Annotated in this window: 13 protein-coding genes and 1 pseudogene; 6 read left to right on the top strand and 8 right to left on the bottom strand. The window is 63.9% G+C overall.

Translation table 11 applies throughout. From position 1 onward, the window contains the following. Positions 1-42: 42 nt before the first annotated feature. The 3 genes from K8U54_RS24460 to alaC form a co-directional block, all read right to left on the bottom strand. Positions 43-1,434: a GntP family permease gene (locus tag K8U54_RS24460; protein WP_249908212.1), complete on the bottom strand. Its 1,392-nt coding sequence runs from the start codon at positions 1,432-1,434 to the stop codon at positions 43-45. Positions 1,435-1,723: 289 nt separating this feature from the next. Beyond that, positions 1,724-3,124, bottom strand: a complete 1,401-nt coding sequence (locus tag K8U54_RS24455) for a sigma-54 interaction domain-containing protein (protein WP_249908211.1) — start codon at positions 3,122-3,124, stop codon at positions 1,724-1,726. Between the two features lie 72 nt (positions 3,125-3,196). Further along, complete coding sequence (alaC, locus tag K8U54_RS24450; RefSeq protein ID WP_249908210.1) at positions 3,197-4,441, bottom strand: alanine transaminase; 1,245 nt, start codon at positions 4,439-4,441, stop codon at positions 3,197-3,199. A gap of 245 nt (positions 4,442-4,686) precedes the next feature. Between alaC and ampC the strand changes: the two are divergent. Beyond that, positions 4,687-5,772 (top strand): annotated as a pseudogene (gene ampC, locus K8U54_RS24445) (class C beta-lactamase); the annotation flags it as partial. Here ampC and K8U54_RS24440 read toward each other — a convergent pair. Continuing rightward, positions 5,690-7,201 (bottom strand): pyridoxal phosphate-dependent decarboxylase family protein, encoded by a 1,512-nt coding sequence (locus K8U54_RS24440; protein ID WP_249908209.1) that lies wholly within the window; start codon positions 7,199-7,201, stop codon positions 5,690-5,692. The pseudogene ampC and the gene K8U54_RS24440 overlap by 83 nt on opposite strands. Positions 7,202-7,526: 325 nt before the next feature. Continuing rightward, complete coding sequence (gene acnB / locus K8U54_RS24435; protein WP_249910515.1) at positions 7,527-10,136, bottom strand: bifunctional aconitate hydratase 2/2-methylisocitrate dehydratase; 2,610 nt, start codon at positions 10,134-10,136, stop codon at positions 7,527-7,529. Between the two features lie 395 nt (positions 10,137-10,531). On the opposite strand from acnB, the gene K8U54_RS24430 reads away from it, so the two are divergent. Then, on the top strand, positions 10,532-11,008 hold the full coding sequence (locus K8U54_RS24430) for a DUF1289 domain-containing protein (protein ID WP_249908208.1): 477 nt from the start codon (positions 10,532-10,534) through the stop codon (positions 11,006-11,008). Between the two features lie 69 nt (positions 11,009-11,077). On the opposite strand, the gene K8U54_RS24425 is transcribed toward K8U54_RS24430, so the two are convergent. Next, a complete protein-coding gene (locus tag K8U54_RS24425) occupies positions 11,078-11,359 on the bottom strand; it encodes a pyrimidine/purine nucleoside phosphorylase (RefSeq protein ID WP_070887319.1) in 282 nt (93 codons plus the stop codon). Positions 11,360-11,420: 61 nt separating this feature from the next. Further along, positions 11,421-11,984, bottom strand: coding sequence for an exonuclease domain-containing protein (locus K8U54_RS24420; RefSeq protein WP_249908207.1), 564 nt, complete (start codon positions 11,982-11,984; stop codon positions 11,421-11,423). 177 nt (positions 11,985-12,161) lie between these two features. Between K8U54_RS24420 and K8U54_RS24415 the strand changes: the two genes are divergently transcribed. The 4 genes from K8U54_RS24415 to K8U54_RS24400 all read left to right on the top strand — a co-directional run bounded on the left by K8U54_RS24415 (position 12,162) and on the right by K8U54_RS24400 (position 17,254). Then, complete coding sequence (locus K8U54_RS24415) at positions 12,162-14,375, top strand: EAL domain-containing protein (protein ID WP_249908206.1); 2,214 nt, start codon at positions 12,162-12,164, stop codon at positions 14,373-14,375. After that, complete coding sequence (locus K8U54_RS24410) at positions 14,375-16,282, top strand: sensor histidine kinase (protein ID WP_249908205.1); 1,908 nt, start codon at positions 14,375-14,377, stop codon at positions 16,280-16,282. The genes K8U54_RS24415 and K8U54_RS24410 overlap by 1 nt, the downstream gene beginning before the upstream one ends. Positions 16,283-16,362: 80 nt before the next feature. Beyond that, a complete protein-coding gene (locus K8U54_RS24405) occupies positions 16,363-16,623 on the top strand; it encodes a YkgJ family cysteine cluster protein (protein WP_249910514.1) in 261 nt (86 codons plus the stop codon). Positions 16,624-16,654: 31 nt separating this feature from the next. After that, positions 16,655-17,254 (top strand): START domain-containing protein, encoded by a 600-nt coding sequence (locus K8U54_RS24400; protein WP_249908204.1) that lies wholly within the window; start codon positions 16,655-16,657, stop codon positions 17,252-17,254. Between the two features lie 58 nt (positions 17,255-17,312). Here the strand turns inward: K8U54_RS24400 and K8U54_RS24395 are convergent, their stop codons facing one another. Beyond that, positions 17,313-17,981 carry a Bax inhibitor-1/YccA family protein gene (locus K8U54_RS24395; protein ID WP_027905471.1) on the bottom strand — a complete coding sequence of 223 codons (669 nt, stop codon included), beginning with the start codon at positions 17,979-17,981 and terminating at the stop codon, positions 17,313-17,315. Positions 17,982-18,068: the final 87 nt, after the last annotated feature.

Genomic DNA, 18,068 nt, shown 5'->3' with positions numbered 1-18,068 from the left:
CAGGTGCGCGGTGGTTACAGCAGGCCGTGCATCTCACAAAAATTAGACGATGCCGGTGCTGTAGAAAACGCCGATTACAAAGAAGACCGCGAGTGTCTTGATGATCGTGATGCCGAAAATATCCTTGTAGGCTTCGCGGTGGGTCAGCCCGGTGACCGCCAGCAGGGTGATCACCGCGCCGTTGTGGGGCAGGGTGTCCATGCCGCCGCTGGCCATGGAGGCGACGCGGTGCATGACTTCCAGCGGGATATTGGCGGCGTTGGCGGCAGCGATGAAACTATCGGACATGGCCGCCAGGGCGATGCTCATGCCACCCGACGCCGAGCCGGTGATGCCGGCCAGCAGGGTCACGGTCACCGCCTCGTTGACCAGTGGGTTGGGGATGCCCTTGAGTGCATCGGCGAGAATCAAAAAGCCTGGCAGCGAGGCGATCACCGCGCCAAAGCCGTACTCTGAGGCGGTGTTCATCGCGGCCAGCAGCGAGCCACCGACGGCGCTCTTGGTGCCCTCGGCGAGTTTTTCGCGAATCACCCCGAAGGCACTGACCAGCACCAGCAGGATGCCCAGCAGCAGCGCTGCCTGCACCGCCCAGATGGCGGTCAGCTTGCTGACGTCTGTCTGCAGCGGTGCGGCCATGCCGGCCAGCTGCAGGCTATGGGTCTTGCCGTAGAACTCGGGAATCCAGTGGGTGAACAGCAGGTTGGCGACGCCTACCAGGATCAGCGGCGCGATGGCCAGCCACGGGCTCGGCAGCTTGATGTCGTCCGGGGTTTCCGGTTCGTTGCGCAGCTCGGTGCCGTAGCCTTCGCCGGCGCGCAGCGCCTTGTTCAACTGACGGCGCAGGTAGAGCATGCCCATGCCAAGCACGAACAGGCTGCCGATCAGCCCCAGCCAGGGCGCGGCCCAGGCGGTGGTGTTGAAGAAGGTGGTGGGGATGATGTTCTGGATCTGCGGCGTGCCGGGCAGCGCGTCCATGGTGAAGCTGAACGCGCCAAGGGCAATGGTCGCCGGAATCAGCCGCTTGGGAATGTTGCTCTGGCGGAACATCTCGGCGGCGAAGGGGTAGACCGCGAACACCACCACGAACAGCGATACGCCGCCGTAGGTGAGCAGGGCGCAGACCAGCACGATTACCAGCATCGCCTGGCCGGTGCCGAACACGCGGATGGCCGCGGCGACGATGGAGCGCGAGAAACCGGACAGCTCGATCAGCTTGCCGAACACGGCACCGAGCAGAAATACCGGAAAATAGAGCTTGATGAAGCCGACCATCTTCTCCATGAACACGCCGGTGAACGCGGGCGCCACGGCGCTGGGATCGGTGAGCAGTACCGCGCCGAGGGCGGCGATGGGAGCGAAGAGGATGACGCTGTAGCCACGGTAGGCGGCCAGCATCAGCAGAGCGAGTGCAGCGAGGGCGATGATGACACTCATCGACGATCTCCTGACCCTGCAACGCGGCGAATCGACAGGCTGCCGTAGCCATTCGAGTAACTCGCACAGGCGCTGTGGGCGCTTTTGTTTTTGTTGTCGGCGGCGGGTGGGCCCGCAGCCTGGTTATAGCGAGTTCTATGCCAGGTTTTTAAGTTTATGAATTTAAAGGGTTTTATTTATCTCGTGGCAATGCACTGTTTCGCTTGTCCCAACTTCGGGACGAAAACGCTAGGTTGACCAGATCAGCCGGGTATTTAGGCTAGTCCCGGAAATGGGACGAGTCCCGAAGTCAGGACGAAAGACCCAGTTCGAGCATCTTTCGGTACAGGGTGGAACGCCCCAAGCCCAGGCGCTGCGCGGCTTGTGGCACATCGCCCGCGGTGGCAGCCAGCGCTTTGCGGATCAGCTCGCGTTCGAAGTTGGCGCGGGCCTGATGGAAGTCTTCGACTTCACCGGTTTGCACAGCCATGCCCGGGGTTTCGGGCAAGGGGTGCAGCGTGCCGATCGCGGTAGCCACCGACGCGGCGTCGAGCACGCTGTCGTCGCTGAGCAGGCAGGCCCGCTCCAGCACGTTGTGCAGCTCGCGTACGTTACCCGGCCAGGCGTGGCGGGCGAGCAGCGCCATGGCGTCCGGGTGCAATTCGTGGCGACCCTGCAGCGCATCGAAGATCGCCTCGGAGAGCGCTGGCAGGTCTTCCAGGCGCTCGCGCAACGGCGGTACGGCGAGGGTCAGCACATTGAGCCGGTAGTACAGGTCGGCGCGGAAGGTACCTTTGCGCACTGCTGCTTCCAGGTCGATGGAGGTGGCGGCGATCAGCCGAACATCGCTGCGCAGCACTTCGTTGGAGCCCACCGGCTCGAACTCCTTCTCCTGCAACACGCGCAGCAACTTGCTCTGCAGCGGTAACGGCATGTCGCCGATCTCGTCGAGAAACAGCGTGCCGCCGTGGGCGATCTGCAGCTTGCCGGCGCGGCCCTTGCGGTCCGCGCCGGTAAAGGCGCCAGGCGCGGTGCCGAAGAACTCGGCTTCCAGCAGTGTCTCGGGGATCGCCGCGGTATTCAGGCTGACGAAGGGCTTGCTGGCCCGTGGCGAGGCATTGTGAATGGCGTGGGCCAACAGCTCCTTGCCGGTACCGGTCTCGCCCAGCAGCAATACCGCCGAGTCGCTGGTCGCGCTGCGCCGCGCCAGGCGCTTGACCTCCAGGCTGCGGGGGCTGGTGCCGATGAACTGAGCGAAGCTGTATTTGGCCTGGCGCGACTTGAGCTGCGAGCGGGTCGACGCCAGCTCCTGCTGCATGCGCTGGTAGCGGGCCAGCAGCGGTGACAGCGATTGCAGTTCGTCGAACAGGGCGAAGCCGATGGCGCCGATCACCTGGCCGGCGTCGTCATGGATGGGCAGGCGCATCACCACCAGCGGCTCGCGGGGCGTGTCCATCATGTCCAAGAGGATCGGCCGGCCGCTGTTCACCACATCGCGCAACAGGCTGCCGGGAATCACGCTTTCGCAGGGTCTGCCAATCGCTTCGCTGGCGCTGTGCAGCCCGAAGCGCTGGGCGTAGCGCTCGTTCATCCAGACGATATGGGCGTCGCGGTCGACGATGATGGTGCCTTCGCTGGATTGCTCGAAAATCTCGAACAGCGAACGGATGGCCGACTGGCGAATGTGGGGGTAGTTGCCGAGGTCCTGCATGGCGCGCTCGTCTGCGGGGGGAGCGGCGATCATAACGCGGCGCGGCACCCTTGCGGTGCCGCGCCGTGGCGGTCAGCCTGCTTCGCTGGCCTTGCGCGGCGTTTTCGCGGCAGGCGTCTCGATCAGCCCGTCGGCACGGAACATCGACTTGATGCCGCGCACCGCCTGGCGGATGCGGTCCTGGTTCTCGATCAGGGCGAAGCGCACGTGATCGTCGCCATAGTCACCGAAGCCGATGCCCGGCGATACGCAGACCTTGGCTTCGGCCAGCAGCTTCTTGGCGAACTCCAGGGAGCCGAGGTGGGCGTAGGCCTCGGGAATCTTCGCCCACACATACATCGAGGCCTTGGGGTTCTCGACCATCCAGCCCAGCTCGTGCAGGCCCTTGACCAACACGTTGCGGCGCTGGCGATACTGCTCGGCGATGTCGCGCACGCATTGCTGGTCGCCTTCCAGGGCAGCGATGGCCGCGACCTGCAGCGGGGTGAAGGTGCCGTAGTCGTGGTAACTCTTGATCCGCGCCAGGGCGCCGACCAGCTCCGGGTTGCCGACCATGAAGCCGATCCGCCAGCCGGCCATGTTGTAGCTCTTGGACAGGGTGAAGAACTCCACGGCGATGTCCTTGGCGCCCGGCACCTGCATGATCGACGGAGCCTTCCAGCCGTCGTAGACGATATCGGCGTAGGCCAGGTCGTGGATCACCAGCACGTTGTACTGCTTGGCCAGGGCCACCACGCGCTCGAAGAAGTCCAGCTCCACGCACTGCGCGGTGGGGTTGGAGGGAAAGCCGAGAATCATCATCTTCGGCTTGGGAATGCTCTCGCGGATCGCCCGTTCCAGCTCGATGAAGAAATCCACGCCTGGCACCAGCGGCACCGAGCGCACCTGGGCGCCGGCGATCACTGCACCGTAGATATGGATCGGGTAGCTGGGGTTGGGCACCAGCACGGTATCGCCATGATCCAGGGTGGCCAGCATCAGGTGCGCCAGGCCTTCCTTGGAGCCGATGGTGACGATGGCTTCGCTTTCCGGGTCGATGTCGACCTCGTAGCGATCCCTGTACCAGTGCGAGATGGCCCGGCGCAGGCGCGGAATGCCGCGGGAGGTGGAGTAGCCATGGGTGTCTTCACGCTGGGCGACCTGCACCAGCTTTTCCACGATATGCGGCGGGGTGGCGCCATCGGGGTTGCCCATGCTCAGGTCGATGATGTCCTCGCCACGGCGGCGGGCGGCCATCTTCAGTTCAGCGGTGATGTTGAAAACGTAAGGGGGGAGACGATCGATGCGCGCAAAGCGGCGCGAAGCCTGTTCAGACATGCTTTCCTCGAAGAACGTAAGCGCCCGGAACCGTCCGAGCGACGTAGGCCACTGCGGTGGCCTGGGCGGACAATAAGGCCCGCCACGGGCTTTGTCGAGAGGCTCTATAGGCAAGGCAAGCGTTTTTGTGGATTGCCTGCTGGGTGCCACGAAACGATATCCTTGGCGGTGACTCGAACACCCACGCACCATGCAGGCACCGGGCAGACCGGTGTCGCATTACAACAAGACAGAGAGCTTATTCGATGACTCACCGCACTATCGCCATGGGCCTGTTCACGGCAAGCCTTGCCGTGACGCTGCCGGCCGCTGCCATGACCGAGCAGCAATTCCAGGCCGAGGCCGACAAGCTGTTCGCGCCGCTGATGAGCGAATACGACGTGCCGGGCCTGGCGGTCGGTGTCACCTGGCAGGGCAAGCATTACCTGTACACCAGGGGCCTGGCGAATCGCGAGGCCAACATCGCGGTATCCCGGCAGACGCTGTTCGAGCTGGGCTCGCTGAGCAAGACCTTCAACGTCACCCTGGCCGCATTGGCCCAGGAGCGTGGCTTGCTGTCGCTGGATGATCAGGTCGGCGAACGCCTTCCAGTGTTGAAGGCCACGCCGGTCGGCGCGTTGAGCCTGATGGACCTGGCTACCCATCAAAGCAATGGCCTGCCGTTGCAGGTACCGGATGACATCAAGAGCGACAGCGCCCTGATGACCTGGCTGCGCCAATGGCAGCCGGCGGCCGGCGTGGGCCATGAGCGCGCCTACTCCAATGTCAGCATTGGCATCTTGGGGCGTATCGCCGCCAGCGCGTTCGGGCAGCCCTATGCCCAGGCGTTGCAGGAACAGGTATTGGCGCCGCTGGCGCTGGGCAGTACCTATGTCCAGGTGCCCGCCACGCAGATGCAGCGCTACGCCTACGGCTATGGGCGACAGGACGACAAGGCCATCCGGGTGAGCCCCGGCATGCTGGATGCGGAGGCCTACGGCTTGAAGTCGAACATCGACGACATGCTGCGTTTCGTCGATATCAACCTGGGCTCAACGGCGGTGCCCGAACCACTCGCCGCCGCTATCGCGACTACCCACCAAGGGGTGACGCAAACCGCGCCGTTCACCCAGGCGATGATCTGGGAGCGTTACCCCTGGCCGGTTTCCCGGGAGCAACTGCTGGCCGGCAACGCGCCGTCCATGGCCCTGCAAGCGCAGCCGGCTTCTCGCTTGGGCAAGCGGGAAGCCGGTGAGCAGGGCGTGCTGTTCAGCAAGACCGGCTCGACCAATGGCTTTGGCGGCTACGCAGCCTTCGTGCCCGATGAGCGCATCGGCGTGGTGATGCTGGCCAACCGCAACGTGCCCCTCGAGGCTCGCGTCGAAGCGTCCTACAAGCTGCTGCAGCAGGTGTTGGAAGCGGGGCGCTAAGCTCAGGGGTTTTCAGGCGCAGGAGCTGGGCGATCAGGACGTCGATATCGGCATCCGTGGTGCGCCAGGAGCTGACGCTCAGGCGGAAGGCCGGTCGGCCCTGCCAGACGGTCGAGCCGAACCAGACGTCGCCCGAGTCCTGGGCGGCCTTGAGAATGGCCATGGTCTGCTCGTCCGAATCGGCGCGTACCAATACCTGATTGAGGCGCACGCGGTTGAGCACCTGATATCCGCCGTTGCGCAGTGCGTCGGCCAGCTGCCCGGCCTGGCGGATATGCCGGTCGATCATGGCGCGCAGGCCATCGCGCCCCAGATTCGCCAGTGCCGCCCAGATCGCCACGCCCCGTGCGCGCCGCGAGAACTCCAGGGTCAGGTTCTTCTGCGAGTCCTTCGAGGCTATGGCGTAGGCGGCATCACTGTTCATTGCCGCAGCCAGGGCATCGCCGTCCCGGCAGATGGCCATGGCGCTGTCGTAGGGGGTGTTCAGCCACTTGTGGCCATCGGTGGTCCAGCTGTCCGCCAGCTCCACACCCTCGGCCAGCCCGGCCGATGACGAAGCCCGTGCCCACAGGCCGAAAGCCCCGTCGACATGCACCCAGGCGCCAGCGGCCCTGGCCCTGGGTACCAGTTCGGCGAAGCGGTCGAATTCGCCGGTGTTGACCTCGCCAGCCTGCAGGATCAGCACAGTCCGTTCGTCCAGTTCGGGGAGCCGGGCCGGATCGATGCGGCCGTGCTGATCCACCGGAGCAAGAAGCAGCCGGCGCATGCCGAAACCCAGCACGCGCAGCGCCTTCTTCACGGTGATATGGGCGGTTTCGGCGATCACCACGCGAATCTCCGGTGCGCCGATCAGACCGTCCTGATCGAAATCCCAGCCTTGCCTGGCGAGCAGTGTGCGGCGTGCTGCCGACAGGCAGGCGAGGGTGCACGCCGTGGCGCTGGTGCCGAAGCCCACGGCGCTTTCACCTGGCAAGGCCAGTGCTTCGCAGACCCAGCGGGCGGCGACCTTTTCCAGCTTGTCGGCGATGGGCGAGCCGTCGAAGGATGACGCACACTGATCCCAGGCCAGCACCATGCGCTCGGCGGCTGCAGCGGCAGGCAGCGTGGCGCCGATCACGAAACCGAAATAGCGCGGGCCGTTGCTGGTGACGGTGGCGGGCGAGCCGAGCTCATCGAGTGTGTGCAATACCTGCCCGGCCTCTTGCCCGGTGCTTGGCAGGGGCCGGTCGAAGGCATCCAGGGCGGCGATGGCACTTTCACTTGGATAGACCCGGCGTTGCTCGAGCGAGTCGTTATAGGCGATGGCGCGACGGTCGGCGTCGGTCAGCAGGGCATGTTCGGCAGTGCGCATGGGGCGGTTCTCGGCAGTAGGTGGCGATGCGCAACCCTAACCGAGGGCCATGGCGGCCTGTCAGATACACCCTACGACCGCTTTCCCGCTACAGCAGGGCGGCCAGCACAGCTGTATCCGGTACAGTTAGCGCTCAGTCTCAGGCGAGTGGTGTCACTGCGGGGCGGTCGCCCCGGCGATCCGCTTTAGCGGCGACAGCCAGTGAAGGGCTCGCGGCTGAAGCCGCTCCTGCGTATTCGGTGCCAGGCGTATCGGCCCGGCGAACATATGAAGAGCCATAAAAAAGCCCCGCACGAGGCGGGGCTTTTTCTGACGCGGGTGACGCTTAGGCCTGAACGACCGGGATGTTCGCGTTGGCCGCGGCTTCGCGGAACTCGGCGATCTGGTCGAAGCTCAGGTAGCGGTAAACGTCGGCAGCCATGCTGTCGATGTTCTTCGCGTATTCCATGTACTCCTCGACGGTCGGCAGCTTGCCGATGATCGAAGCGACAGCGGCCAGTTCGGCCGATGCCAGGTACACGTTGGCGCCATCGCCCAGACGGTTCGGGAAGTTGCGCGTCGAGGTCGACACCACGGTGGAGTTCGCCGCCACGCGTGCCTGGTTACCCATGCACAGCGAGCAACCCGGCATTTCCATGCGTGCACCGGCCTTGCCGTAGATGCCGTAGTAGCCTTCTTCGGTCAGCTGGTGAGCGTCCATCTTGGTCGGTGGCGACAGCCACAGACGGGTCGGGATGGAACCCTTGACCTTGTCGAGCAGCTTGCCGGCAGCGCGGAAGTGGCCGATGTTGGTCATGCACGAACCGATGAACACTTCATCGATCTTCTCGCCCTGAACGCTCGACAGCAGGCGTGCGTCGTCCGGGTCGTTCGGCGCGCAGAGCACAGGCTCCTTGACGTCGGCCAGGTCGATTTCGATGATCTCGGCGTACTCGGCATCGGCGTCGGCGGACAGCAGTTCCGGCTTGGCCAGCCAGGCTTCCATGGCCTGCGCGCGACGTTCCATGGTGCGGGCATCGCCGTAGCCTTCGCTGATCATCCAGCGCAGCAGGGTGATGTTCGACTTCAGGTACTCGGCGATGGCCTTTTCCGGCAGCTTGATGGTGCAGCCGGCAGCGGAGCGCTCGGCCGAGGCGTCGGACAGCTCGAACGCCTGCTCGACGGTCAGCTCGTCAAGGCCTTCGATCTCGAGGATGCGACCGGAGAAGATGTTCTTCTTGCCTTTCTTCTCGACGGTCAGCAGGCCCTTCTGGATGGCGTAGTAGGGGATGGCGTGGACCAGGTCACGCAGGGTGATGCCCGGTTGCAGCTTGCCCTTGAAACGCACCAGAACGGATTCCGGCATGTCCAGCGGCATCACGCCGGTGGCCGCGGCGAAGGCCACCAGGCCGGAGCCGGCCGGGAAGCTGATGCCGATCGGGAAGCGGGTGTGCGAGTCGCCGCCGGTGCCGACGGTGTCGGGCAGCAGCATGCGGTTCAGCCAGCTGTGGATGATGCCGTCGCCAGGCCGCAGGGACACGCCGCCACGGGTGCGGATGAAATCCGGCAGGGTGTGGTGGGTGGTGACGTCGATCGGCTTCGGATAGGCCGCGGTGTGGCAGAACGACTGCATGACCAGGTCAGCGGAGAAGCCCAGGCAGGCCAGGTCCTTCAGCTCGTCGCGGGTCATCGGGCCGGTGGTGTCCTGGGAACCGACGGTGGTCATCTTCGGTTCGCAGTAAGTGCCTGGGCGAACGCCTTTGCCTTCCGGCAGGCCGCAGGCCTTGCCGACCATCTTCTGGGCCAGGGTGTAGCCCTTGCCGGTGTCGACCGGGGCTTCCGGCAGCTTGAACAGGTCTGTCGGGCCCAGGCCCAGCTCGGCGCGAGCCTTGTCGGTCAGACCACGGCCGACGATCAGCGGGATACGGCCGCCGGCGCGAACTTCGTCGAGCAGCACCGGGGTCTTCAGTTCGAAGGTGGTGATGACCTCGTCGGTGCCGTGCTTGCAGACCTTGCCAGCATGGGGATAGACGTCGATCACGTCGCCCATCTCGATGTTCGACACGTCGAACTCGATCGGCAGGGCGCCGGCATCTTCCATGGTGTTGTAGAAGATCGGGGCGATCTTGGAGCCGAAGCAGAAGCCGCCGGCGCGCTTGTTCGGCACGTACGGGATGTCGTCACCGAAGAACCACAGCACCGAGTTGGTGGCGGATTTACGCGAGGAACCGGTACCGACCACGTCACCGACGTAGGCGACCGGGAAGCCCTTGGCGCGTACTTCCTCGATTTGCTTCAGCGGGCCGATGGAGCCTGGCTGCTCGGGAACGATGCCGTCGCGGGCCATTTTCAGCATGGCCAGGGCGTGCAGCGGGATGTCAGGGCGCGACCAGGCGTCCGGAGCCGGCGACAGGTCGTCGGTGTTGGTTTCGCCGGGCACCTTGAAAACGCTCAGGCTGTACTTCTCGGCGATCGCCGGGCGCTTGGTGAACCACTCACCGGCAGCCCAGGATTCCAGCACGGCCTTGGCATTGGCATTGCCGGCCTTGGCTTTTTCGGCGACGTCGTGGAAGGCGTCGAACATCAGCAGGGTGTGCTTGAGCTGTTCGGCGGCAACGGTGCCCAGTTCGGCACTGTCGAGCAGCTCGACCAGGGTGGCGATGTTGTAGCCGCCCTGCATGGTGCCGAGCAGTTCGGTGGCGCGTTTCTTGTCGAGCAGCGGGGAGGTGGCTTCACCCTTGGCAACGGCGGACAGGAAGCCGGCCTTCACGTAGGCCGCTTCGTCGACGCCTGGCGGCACGCGATTGGTGATCAGATCGAGGAGGAATTCTTCTTCGCCGGCCGGCGGGTTCTTCAGCAGGTCGACGAGACCGGCGGTTTGTTCGGCGTTTAGCGGCTGGGGCACGATACCCTGGGCGGCACGCTCTGCTACGTGTTTGCGGTAGGCTTCAAGCACAGTTATTACCCTCATCAGTGGTCCCAAATGGGAAGTCCGGGACGCATGCAGGAAAGCATCAAACACATCCGTCGCGCAGCCTCATGGGCTGAGCACGATGGTTTCGATGCTTCCATCCGGAAGCTGCTTTCAAAGTTTTACGCCTGCAGAGCGGGGCTGATGAGGGGCTGGCATGGCCTGAGGGTGGCCACGCCAACATCGCGCTGCAGGATCGACTGTGCTCGTGACGCTTTGAAAACAGCTTCCAACGGACATTGGCGCCTTTGGCAAGGCGCGCTGATTCTAGCGGAATCTTTGCACGAAGTTAAGTGAAAGACCCATCGCCCTCTGGGGTGATCCCCATTAGACAAAGGGCTAAGATGCACCCCTTATTGTCCGATGTATCGATTCAAGGCATGCCCAATCAACGTATCAAGACACCCTGCATAGGCTTGTGCTCCACGGTATTCGGGGATTCCGTATGCCGCGGCTGCAAGCGTTTTCACCACGAGGTGATCAACTGGAACGGCTACAGCGACGAGGAAAAGCAGTCGGTGTGGTTGCGCCTGGAGATGTTGCTGGTACAGGTGATGACTGCCAAGCTGGAGGTCTTCGACGAGGCGTTGCTGCTCAAACAGCTGCAGCAGCGGCAGATTCGCTTCGTTCCCCAGCAGTCGGCCTATTGCTGGGCCTATCAGCTGCTGGCTCGCGGTGCCCGGGTGATCACCCAGCTGGAGGCCTACGGTATCGTGTTGCTGCCCGAATTTCGCGATTGGGAGCTGCCCGACCTGCGCGATGCCATCGACCGCGAGTTCTTTCTGCTCTCCGAGGCGCATTTCGAGCGCTATATCGCACCGCGCTTTCTCAAGGAAGGCATGGAGCTGCGCGTCTGATTCGCACGCGCGGTTCTTGAATGCAAAAAGCCCGGCACCTGGCCGGGCTTTTTCTGGCTGCGAGACCTGTCAGCGGTATTCGCACAGGTAAGCTGTGTCCTGCTCGACCTTGAGCTGGAACTTGCTGTCGGCCGGCACGGTGAAGCGGCTGCCGGCGGTGAAGGTTTCCCAGTTGTCGCTGCCCGGCAGCTTGACGGTCAGGGCGCCGGCGATCACGTGCATGATCTCCAGCTGGCCGGTGCCGAATTCGTATTCGCCTGCCGCCATCACGCCAATCGTGGCCGGGCCTTCTGCCATGCCGAACGCGATGGATTTGACGGTACCGTCGAAATACTCGTTGACCTTGAACATGTGCATCCTCGTGAGCGGCAGAATAAGTGGCTGGCAAGTATGCCCAAGGCGTTTGATGGCGTCACGTGCTGCGCGTACCGCTTCGCTCGACCACCATCAGCGGCAGCAGTCGGGCGGTGTTGCGCGCGTCGTTCAGTGCACGATGTTGCTGGCCGCTGAAGCTGAAACCCGCCAGCTGTAGCGCGGCGTTCAGGCCGACGGGGCGGGGCAGTTGCCGGTCCTTGGCGAAGCGGCGCTTGAGGTTGAGGTGCGGCAGCGTCTGCAAATGGCTGGTGAGTGCATGGCGCTGCCAGTCCTGTTCCAGCTGCTGGCGGTCGTAATCGCCCCAGCTGCACCAGCCCTGCAGGCGCGGGTGATGGGGCTGCAGCCAACGCTCGAATTGCGGCCACAGCACCGGCAGCGTGGCGGCCTGATCCACCTCCGCCTGGCTGATGTGGGTCAGTTGCCGACAGAAGCGGGTCAGCATGGGGCGGCGCAGGGGGCGCACGAAACGCTGGAAATGGTCGACCTCATGGCCGCCGGCATCGACCAGGCTGGCACCGATCTCGATGATCTCCATGTGTTCCACTGGCCAGCCACCTTCTTCGGTGGTGGCTTCCAGGTCGATGACCAGCCAATACCCCATTGCCTCTCCTTGTCTGCCGCCGTCGTGCCAGGGTCGCTCAAGGCTCAGACCGACGAGTGGTGTGATTCGTGCCATATATGAAATGCCATCATGGGCATTGTGTCTTTACGGCGCTGGCTATACTTGCGCACGGAAGGCCGTGGTTCTCTATTCCCGCGTGAAAGGTGAGTGTGTTTCATGGATGACTCCGTGGTGTTTGCAGATGACGAGGCGATTGGTGACGGCACCCACCAGGCTTGGCGCATCCTGACCGTTGATGACGACCCTGACTTTCAGCGCGCAACCGCCTTTGCGATCAGCGAGATGGACATTCTCGGCCGGCGTGTCGAGATCCAGCAGGCATTCAGCAACCGCGAGGCCGCCATGCTGCTGGCCGAGCAGCAGGACTTCGCCCTGGTGCTGCTCGATGTGGTGATGGAGACCGAAGACGCCGGTCTGCGTCTGGTCAAGACCCTGCGCGAAGTCATCGGCAACGCCGAGATTCGCATCGTGCTGCTGACCGGCGAGCCCGGCATGGCGCCCGTGCAGAGCGTGATGCGTGACTACGACATCAACGACTATTGGTCCAAGAGCGAGCTGAGCGCCGAGCGCCTGCGCACGGTGCTCACCGCCGGGCTGCGCAGTTACTCGCAGCTTAAGGCCACGGCCCGCGCACGCCGCGGCCTGCAGATGATCGTCGAGTCAAGCAACGCACTGTTCTGCTCGAAGAACACCCGGGAACTGTCGGCCAAGATTCTCTCCGAGATCGCCTCGCTGCTCGACCTGCAGGCCGAGGGCATCGTCTGCGTGAAAGCCCACGATGCCGGGCCCGGCGAGCTGCCCGACGCCTACGTGATCAGTGCCAGCGGCCGCTTCTACAGCTCCATCGACGGCAATCTCAATGGGTTGGGCGATGACGCAGTAGCCAGCGCGTTGCGCTGTAGCCTGCAAAAACAGGCGACGCTGCGGTTTGACGATTGTACCGTGCTGTTCTTTCCGCGCTTTCAGGCCGGTGCGGACTACGCCTGCTACGTGGCCACCGAGCGTACGCTGGACGATACCGAGCTGGAGCTGCTCGAGGTGTTCAGTGCCAGCATCAGCCGAGGCCTCTATAACGTGGCGCTGTTCAGCCGCCTGGAGGAGATGGCCTACCAGGACGACCTGCTGAAGATTCCCAACCGCAATGCGCTGATCCGCATGCTGGACATGACCCTGAGCAGCCCCAACAAGGACGACCGGGTACTGGTGCTGCTCGACATTGACAACTTCTCGGGTGCCAACACCGCCTTCGGGACCGGCTACGGGGATTTCATCCTCGGGCTGGTGGCCAACCGTCTGCGCGATGCCTTCGATGGCAACGTGCTGATCGCCCGGATCCGCGACGATCTGTTCGCCGTGCTGGGCCCGCAGGATCAGGTGCGCGCCGAGAACATTGTGGCCTTGTTCCGCCGCCCCAATCGGCCCTACGAGCTGGGCCAGGTGCACAGCCTGAGCAGCGTCACCCTGTATCTGCGCGATTTCGAAGACAGCGCCAGCGTGGCGCTGCAGGATGCAAGGCTGACCCTCAAGCAGGCCAAGCAGCTGGGTCACGACCAGCACGTGGTGCACGACCGCCGGCTGCAGAGCGCCCATGCCGAGTCGTTTCGCCTGTTGCTGGCACTGCGTGATGCGGTGGCCAGCGACCTGATCAGCATCGAGTTGCAACCCCAGGTCGATCTGCGCAGCGGTACGGTCACCGGGGTCGAGGCCCTGGCACGCTGGTACCAGGCTGACGGCAAGGCCGTGCCGCCGCTGGAGTTCATTCCGCTGGCCGAGGCCACCGGCTATATCCTGCCGCTCGGCGATCTGCTCATGCGCCTGGCGCTGCAGGCAGCGCGGCGCCTGGCCGAAGCGGGTTACCGCGACATCCGCGTGGCGATCAACGTGTCGGCCACCCAGCTGCTGCAGCGCGACTTCATCGAGCGCTTCACCCTGCACCTGGAGGCGGCCGGGGTAAGCGCTGACCAGGTCGAACTGGAGATCACCGAGTCGGTGGCCATGCGTTCGTTCGAGCAGGTCTGCGAGCAACTGCTGGCGCTGCGCGCGATGGGCGTCAAGGTGGCCATCGACGACTTCGGCACCGGTTTTTCGTCGCTCAGCTACCTGCGCCAGCTGCCGGCCGACCGCTTGAAGATCGACCGCAGCTTCGTCGAGGAGCTGAGTGCGCAGGACGATGGCCAGGCAATCGCCGAAGCGATCATCCAGATCGCACGTCGTGTCGGCATGACGGTGATCGCCGAGGGCGTGGAGAACCAGCAACAGGTCGAGTGGTTGAAGCAGCATGATTGCCTGGAAGCCCAGGGCTATCTGTATGCCAGGCCCATGCCCCTGGAGCGCCTGCTGAGCTGGCTGGGCGAGCGTTCGCCGCGGTGATGAGGCGCCGCATCGCCGGCTGGCGAAAGGCGCTTGCCAGGCCGCTGCCGCGTAACCTGCTAGTGCTGTTTCTGCCCTGGTCGCTGCTGATCGTGGTGCTCAGCCTGCTGCTCTACGATCGCATGCTCAATGACCGCCTGGAGCCGCTGCTCGAGGCGCAGACCGACAGCCTCAACGAGGGCGTGGCGGTGCTGGAGCGGCACCTGTCGAGCCTGCGTGGTGACCTGCAGTTTCTCAGCCAGCAGCCCTTGCTCAATCGCGCCGTGAGGCAGGATGCGGGCGACAGCGACGCTGCCCTGAGTGAGCTGTTCGCCGAGTTTTCCAATAGCCGGGCGACCTACCAGCACATCCGCTGGCTCGACGAAAGCGGCATGGAGCGGGTACGCATCGACAGCATTGCGGGAAAGGCGCAGCGGGTTGCCGGAGCGGATTTGCAGAACGACTCGGCCGCCTATTACTTCGTCGAGACCATGCACCTCTACAAGGGCGAGTCGTACCTGTCGCGCTTCGATCTGGAGCGCAAGTACCGACCCGACGGCTCCGTCGAGTCCCTGGTACCGATCCTGCGCGCGGCGGTGCCGGTTTTCAGCGAGCGCGGCGAGCGGCGCGGCATCCTGATCCTCGACTACCGCGCCGAACGCTTGCTGGAGCGGCTGCGTGAAACCTCCGTGGCCTATGGTGGCTCGCTGCAACTGCTCGATCATGAAGGTTACTGGATGCTCGGCGAGCGCCCCGAACATGCCTGGGGCTTCCTGCTGGGCAAGCCCGAGCTGACTCTGGCCAACCACCAGCCGTCGAGCTGGCGACGCCTGCAGAACGAGCAGCGTGGCTCGTTCATCGATTCGGCAGGCTTCTGGGCCTACAGCCATTTCCGGCCGAGCGATGCCGCTTCGGCAACGTCCAATGCCGCCGATCACTGGCTGTTGTTGTCTCACCTGCCTGCCCGGAACCTGAGCGAATTGCGTTGGGACGTAGTCTGGCGCGTGCTGCTGTTCTTCAGCGTCCTGCAGGGCGTGGGGCTGTTGATCAGCGTGCGCCGCGCCATCGACGAGGCCGAGCGGCTGCGGGCAGAGCACGGCCTGCACGTGAGCAGTCGCGCGCTGGCCACCAGCAACGAGCAGCTGCAGCGTACCGTCGAGCAATTGCAGCGCACGCGCCGCGCCTTGTTGCAGGCTGAAAAGCTGTCGTCCCTCGGCACCATGGTGGCCGGCGTCGCCCATGAGTTGAATACCCCAATTGGCGCCGCCAGCGTGGCGGCGTCGACCTTGGAGCGGGCCAGTCAGGAATTTCAGACGGCGATGCGCGAAGGCCTGAAACGCACCACCCTGGAGCGTTTCGTGCAGCGCACCGACGATGGCTTGAGCATCATCCTGATCAGCCTGGAGCGCATGTCGCAGTTGACCCGCGCCTTCAAGCAACTGGCTACCGACCGTGCCAGCACGGAACGGCGGCGCTTCGACCTGCGCGAACTGGTCGAGGAGGTGGTGCTGCTGTTGCAGCCGAAACTGCGCCAGAACGATCATCGGATCCTGGTTGAGGTGGCGCCGAACCTGATACTGGACAGCTACCCGGGGCCGCTCGGGCAAATCGTGCAGAATCTCGTCGACAATGCGCTGGTTCATGCATTCGATCCCGGTGTGAAAGGGGTGATCACCGTTCGTGGCCAGGTCGATGAGGCGCAAGGCCAGTGCGTGATCGAGGTCATCGACGATGGCCGCGGCATGGACGAGGAACTGCTGGGCAAGATATTCGATCCCTTCTTCACCACCCGGCGCGGCCAGGGCGGAACCGGCCTGGGCTTGCATATCACCCACCAGCTGGCGGTGGATGTGCTCGGCGCCGAACTGGAGGTCGACAGCACACCGGGGGCGGGATCGCGCTTCAGCATTCGCCTCGATTTGACCTGACCGAGGGGGGCTGCCGGCCGATGAAACGGCAGGCTAGAATCGCCGCCGTCTGCCGCATGCCCCTGTTCGAGGTCCGTTTCATGCAATGCCGTCCTGGTTGTGGCGCCTGCTGTATTTCCCCGTCGATCAGCTCCTTCATCCCCGGTATGCCCAATGGCAAGGCTGCCGGCGAGCGCTGCGTGAATCTGGCCGAGGACAATCGCTGTTCGATCTTCGGACGCGAGGATCGACCCGCCGTGTGCGCCGCATTTTCAGCCGATTCCGCTGTCTGCGGTAATAGCCGTGAAGAAGCCATCCGCCTGCTGACGTGGCTGGAAAGTGCCACGGCAATCGCTGTCTGACGCTCTACAGACAACCCCCCGGAGAATAAAGATGTCGCTGACCCGTTTGTTGCTAGCAAGTACGGCGCTGTGTCTCGCCTCCGCCGCCCATGCCGAGGACTGGCGTCTGGCCAAGGACGAGGAGGGTATCAAGGTCTACCTCAGCGAGGTGGCCGGCTCCCCCTACAAGGCTTATCGCGGCGTTACCCTGATCAAGACCGATGTGGCCAAGCTCCGGGCGCTGCAGGAGGATGTGGTGGCGTCCTGTGCCTGGATTCACGAGTGCCAGGAGCAGCGGCTGCTCAAGCACCAAGGCGACAAGAGCTGGACTTATACCCGCTTCAATACGCCATGGCCGGTGACGCCCCGGGACTCGATCATCGAGGTCACCACCGAGCAGGGCGCCGATGGCAGCGTGACGCGCACCCTGCACGGCGTGCCTGACTACCGCCCCGAGGAGAAGGGCTACGTGCGCGTTGCCAGCGTCGAGGGCCACTGGACGATGACGCCCAAGCCCGACGGCATGGTCGAGGTGGTGTACGAAGCGCATACCGATCCCGGTGGCAGCGTGCCGTCCTGGCTATCCAACAAGTTCGTGGTCGAGGCGCCGTTCAATACGCTCAGGGGCATGCGCGAAAAAGCCCAGCAGTAATTTTTCCAGGCCATAAAAAACCCGCCACTGAGGCGGGTTTTTTGTTTCCGGGTGACGATCAGTCGTCGCCGCCCATGATGCCGAAGATCTGCAGCAGGCTGACGAACAGGTTGTAGATCGACACATACAGGCTGATGGTCGCCATGATGTAGTTGCGCTCACCACCATGGATAATCGCGCTGGTCTGGAACAGGATACAGGCCGACGAGAACAGTACGAAGCCAGCGCTGATCGCCAGTTGCAGGCCGCTGATCTGGAAGAAGAAGCTGGCCAGTACCGCGCCCAGCAGGACGAAGAAGCCGGCGGTGATGAAACCGCTCAGGAAGCTCATGTCCTTGCGGGTGGTCAGCACGTAGGCCGACAGGCCGCAGAAAACCACGGCCGTCATCATGAACGCGGAGCTGACGACTTCGGCGCCGTTGGCCATGCCCAGGTAACGGTTGAGAATCGGGCCCAGGGTGTAACCCATGAAACCGGTGAGGGCGAAGGTCGACAGCAGGCCCCAGCCGGAATCACGCAGCTTGGCGGTCAGGAAGAACAGGCCATAGAAGCCGATCAGCACCACGAAAATGTTCGGGTAGGGGACGTTGGCACGCTGCGCCATGAAGGCCACGATGCCGCTGAATGCCAGGGTGAGAGCCAGCAAACCGTAGGTGTTGCGCAGAACGCTGCTGACTGCGGTTTGTTCAACCCGTGTAGGGCTATGTGCGTAATCTTGTTCGCGCATGGCGACACTCCTAGTAAATGCTGTTGGTCCGTGACCAAGGTCGAGAAGCATCTTAACAGAGCCTTGGGTACTGCCAAGTCAGAGTGT

It is taken from the genome of Pseudomonas fulva (assembly GCF_023517795.1).
GTDB lineage: Bacteria > Pseudomonadota > Gammaproteobacteria > Pseudomonadales > Pseudomonadaceae > Aquipseudomonas > Aquipseudomonas fulva_D.
Note: the sequence above shows the minus strand (reverse complement) of the source record. Positions and strands in the feature narration are given on the sequence as shown.

What these genes read in the sequence shown, in the direction of transcription:
- K8U54_RS24440 (WP_249908209.1), bottom strand. Translation starts at nt 7,201, where the DNA reads ATGCGCACTGCCGAACATGCCCTGCTGACCGACGCCGACCGTCGCGCC.
- K8U54_RS24410 (WP_249908205.1), top strand. Translation starts at nt 14,375, where the DNA reads ATGAGGCGCCGCATCGCCGGCTGGCGAAAGGCGCTTGCCAGGCCGCTG.
- K8U54_RS24395 (WP_027905471.1), bottom strand. Translation starts at nt 17,981, where the DNA reads ATGCGCGAACAAGATTACGCACATAGCCCTACACGGGTTGAACAAACC.
- K8U54_RS24425 (WP_070887319.1), bottom strand. Translation starts at nt 11,359, where the DNA reads ATGTTCAAGGTCAACGAGTATTTCGACGGTACCGTCAAATCCATCGCG.
- K8U54_RS24460 (WP_249908212.1), bottom strand. Translation starts at nt 1,434, where the DNA reads ATGAGTGTCATCATCGCCCTCGCTGCACTCGCTCTGCTGATGCTGGCC.
- K8U54_RS24430 (WP_249908208.1), top strand. Translation starts at nt 10,532, where the DNA reads ATGCCCAATCAACGTATCAAGACACCCTGCATAGGCTTGTGCTCCACG.
- alaC (WP_249908210.1), bottom strand. Translation starts at nt 4,441, where the DNA reads ATGTCTGAACAGGCTTCGCGCCGCTTTGCGCGCATCGATCGTCTCCCC.
- K8U54_RS24455 (WP_249908211.1), bottom strand. Translation starts at nt 3,124, where the DNA reads ATGCAGGACCTCGGCAACTACCCCCACATTCGCCAGTCGGCCATCCGT.
- K8U54_RS24400 (WP_249908204.1), top strand. Translation starts at nt 16,655, where the DNA reads ATGTCGCTGACCCGTTTGTTGCTAGCAAGTACGGCGCTGTGTCTCGCC.
- K8U54_RS24415 (WP_249908206.1), top strand. Translation starts at nt 12,162, where the DNA reads ATGGATGACTCCGTGGTGTTTGCAGATGACGAGGCGATTGGTGACGGC.
- K8U54_RS24405 (WP_249910514.1), top strand. Translation starts at nt 16,363, where the DNA reads ATGCAATGCCGTCCTGGTTGTGGCGCCTGCTGTATTTCCCCGTCGATC.
- K8U54_RS24420 (WP_249908207.1), bottom strand. Translation starts at nt 11,984, where the DNA reads ATGGGGTATTGGCTGGTCATCGACCTGGAAGCCACCACCGAAGAAGGT.